Source organism: Synechococcus sp. H55.9, assembly GCF_047462355.1.
In the GTDB taxonomy this organism is placed as follows: Bacteria; Cyanobacteriota; Cyanobacteriia; order Thermostichales; family Thermostichaceae; genus Thermostichus.
The window spans coordinates 3,438-6,741 of record NZ_JANSJB010000050.1; the positions used below are offsets into that span (position 1 = coordinate 3,438).

Annotated in this window: 3 protein-coding genes; 1 reads left to right on the forward strand and 2 read right to left on the reverse strand. The window is 60.4% G+C overall.

What is annotated here, in order from left to right; genetic code table 11:
* Nucleotides 1-786: cation diffusion facilitator family transporter (locus tag NW857_RS07940; protein ID WP_414368584.1), on the forward strand; the 786-nt coding region annotated here is incomplete at its 5' end.
* Between the two features lie 76 nt (nt 787-862).
* On the opposite strand, the gene NW857_RS07945 is transcribed toward NW857_RS07940, so the two are convergent.
* The gene (locus tag NW857_RS07945; protein ID WP_414368586.1) at nt 863-2,011 is read right to left on the reverse strand and encodes a metallophosphoesterase family protein; all 1,149 of its coding nucleotides are present in this window, start codon (nt 2,009-2,011) and stop codon (nt 863-865) included.
* Between the two features lie 114 nt (nt 2,012-2,125).
* Nucleotides 2,126-3,304 (reverse strand): response regulator (locus NW857_RS07950; protein WP_414368588.1); only part of this gene is annotated, 1,179 nt, incomplete at its 5' end.

Below are 3,304 nucleotides of genomic sequence, written 5' to 3' on the forward strand. Positions count from 1 at the left end.
GGATCCCTGAGCTTGGTGGCCGATGCCCTGCACAGCTCCGCCGATAGCGCCAGCAACATTCTTGCCCTGCTGGCGGCCCGCTTTTCCTCGCCAGAGCCGGATGAGGAGCACCCCTACGGCCACAGCAAGTTTGAGGCCATCGGTGCCATGGGGATCGCCGCTTTTCTGGGGATGGCCAGCTTTGAGATCCTCAGCACAGCGGTGGGACGGTTTTTCGAGCCCCAGCCGCCGCTGCAGGTCGATGGACTGACCCTAACCCTAATGGTGGGTGTGCTGGGGATCAACCTCTTCGTGGCCTTCTATGAACGTTCCTGGGGCAAGGCTTTGTCCAGCTCGCTGCTCTTGGCCGATGCCCGCCATACCCTCAGCGATGTTTGGGTAACCCTGACGGTGCTGCTGGGACTGGCCGGGATCCACTACTGGGGGATCCCCTGGCTGGATCAGGTGCTGGCGGTGCCGGTGGGGCTGCTGGTGTTCTGGAGCGGCTGGGAAGTGCTGCGGGAAAACGTTCCCTTTTTAACCGACCGGGTGGCCATCCCCCCCAAAACCTTGCGGGAGCTGGTTCTCAGCCTGCCTGGAGTTCTGGACTGCCACGACATCACCTCCCGCGGCATCCCAGGGCAGATGATCTTTATCGAAATGCACATGGTGGTGGAGCCGCTGGACGTGGAGTCGGCCCATCGCATCACCGAAGCGGTGGAGCAACTGCTGCAGGAGCGCTACGGGCCGGTGCGGGTCACCATCCACCTAGAGCCCTACTCCCACATCGAGGGATCCCAACCCTAGGAATGTTTCCGAAAGAACAAACGGTACCGCTTCGCCAACTGCCAAATCCTGCAAAGGCCATTCTTTGCCCTGGTTCCTAGGAAATAAAAAAACCCCGAGGCAGCAAATGGAGCTGCGCCTGATTATCGGGTGGGCAGCGAAAACAACGGCTAAATCGCTCCAGGAATCGACCTGCCGGCTGTGGGAAGTCTGGAAAAGCGAGGTCTGGATCCCCGGCAGCTACCCCTGCCCAAAAGTGGCGCAATTGTGGGGCCAAGGCTTGGGCCTGCTCCAGGGGCAAATGCAGCGGCGCAGAGGTTAAAAACTTAACCACCACCGGTTCGCTGCGCTGACCCATCCACTCCCGCGAGAACGCCTGCAAATCGGGCCAACCGGGCAGGGATCCCACCCGGTAGCTTTGGATATGGACGTGGATCCCGGTCTCGCGATCCAGTCGGATCTCGACAAGGCGGTAGGGATGGGGAAAACTGACCAAAGAGCCGGTGGTAATGTCGTAAACCCCCCCTCGCCGGGCGATGTGCTGAATGTGCAAATGTCCGGTGAACACCAGTTGCACCCCGTAAGCTTGCAGCAGCCGCCGCAATTGAGAGGCATTCTCCAGCATGTAGCGACGGCCCCAGGGGTGGAGGGACTGCCCGCGCAGATGCTCGACCACGTTGTGGTGCACCATCAGCAGCACCAGCTCCTCTTCGGCTGCTGCCAATTCCTTTTCCAGCCAGGTCAGTTGTTCCGAAGTTAGACACCCCACCAACTGGCCCTGAGCATCAAAGTGGTTGGAATTGAGGCCGATCAAACGGATCCCTGGCTGCAACAGGCGGCTGTAATCCAAAGACCGCCTGTCCTCATAGCCAAAAGCTTGGTAGTAGCGGGGAAACTCTGGCAATGCCTCAAGCTGGGGCACATCGTGGTTGCCGGGCACCACAAAAGCTGGGAAAGGTAAACGGGCCAGGCGCTCCGCCAACCAGGCGTGGTTTTCCGGTTCCCCATGCTGGGTCAGATCCCCCGGCAAAAGGAGAAAATCCAAAGGCAACTGCACCAGATGCTGCAAAACTTGTTCCAGAGCCGGGATGCTCACCTCCACCAAATGAAACCGGTTGGGGTGATCCCAAAGGGTGGAGGGAAGGGTGACGTGGGGATCGCTCACCACAGCAAAGCGAATCTGCACGGATTCCTCCCCTTGACAACACACCGGGGGATCAAGCACTTCTGTTATTCTGGCATCCATCACGGGATCCCTCTACTCAGCATGGGTGAGGCATATCGGCCTATACCGGGATCCCCATACCTTTGCTGGTCGTAGGGCCTACAACCCACTAGCGCGAACGGCACCCGCTAAGGCTCAGGGAGCGGGGCTAGGCGTCAACAACTGCTCCCCTTGCAACATGCGAGCGGCAGCGCTGAACAACTCTTCCTCCAAGTAGGGCTTGGTGAAGTAGGCAGTGGCTCCCAGCTCCCGGGCTGTCTGCCGGTGCCGTTCTGCCCCCCTTGAGGTAAGCATAGCTACCGGAATATGCTTGAGGTTGCTGTCTGCCCGTATGCGGGAGAGCAACTCCAGGCCGTCCATGCGCGGCATCTCGATGTCGCAGAAGATGAGATCGCAGCGCAAGCCACCGCGAAGCTTTTCCCAGGCGTCCTGTCCATCGCGGGCTTGCTCCACCCGGTAGCCCACCTTTTGGAAGGACATGGAGAGCAGCTCCCGCACCGCAATCGAGTCATCCACAATGAGCACCGTGGTTTGATGGGTTTCCTCGACACGTGGCTCCGCAGCGCGACGCTCTGCCCAGAGGCGGCTGAGATCGCGACGGCGGCCTTGGGCCATATCCACCAGTTCAAGGACATCAGCAATGGGCAGCACGCGACCATTGCCCAGCACCGTTGCCCCAGAAATGCCAGGTGGTTTGGGCACAGGCCCGCGCAATTGCTTGATCACGATTTCCTGCTCTTCCACAAAGCTGTCCACCTGCAGGGCAAGGTACTGGCCGGCACTTTGGAGGACAACAATGGGGATGATGCCCTCATCCTGGGCAACGCTGTAGACCTCGGAGCGGCTGCGGCTGTGGCTGCGGCTGTAGGACAACAGATTCGAGAGGGGTTGGAAGGGAAGGCGTTGATCCCGCCAGAGAATGGAGGGCCGCCCCTGCTCGTCCGGCCGCACCTCATCGACGGGAACATCCAGCATTTCCTCCACACCGTCGAGAGGAAAGGCGATCAGGGCTTTGTCGCTGACACACACCATCGCCTTGGAAATGCTTAAGGTAAGCGGCAGGCGGATGGTAAAAGTGGTGCCTTTGCCGCGCACGGAATCCACTTGGATGCTGCCGCGCAGATCGGTGATGTTGCGGCGCACCACATCCAAGCCAACCCCCCGCCCGGCCAGGTCGTCCACCTCGCTGACCTCACGGCTGCTAAAGCCGGGGTGGAAGAGGACGTTGAATACTTCGTCTTCGGTTGCCTGCTCTGACAGCAGCCCCAGCCTTTGCGCCTTGGCCTTGATTTTCTCCACCGGGATCCCGGCGCC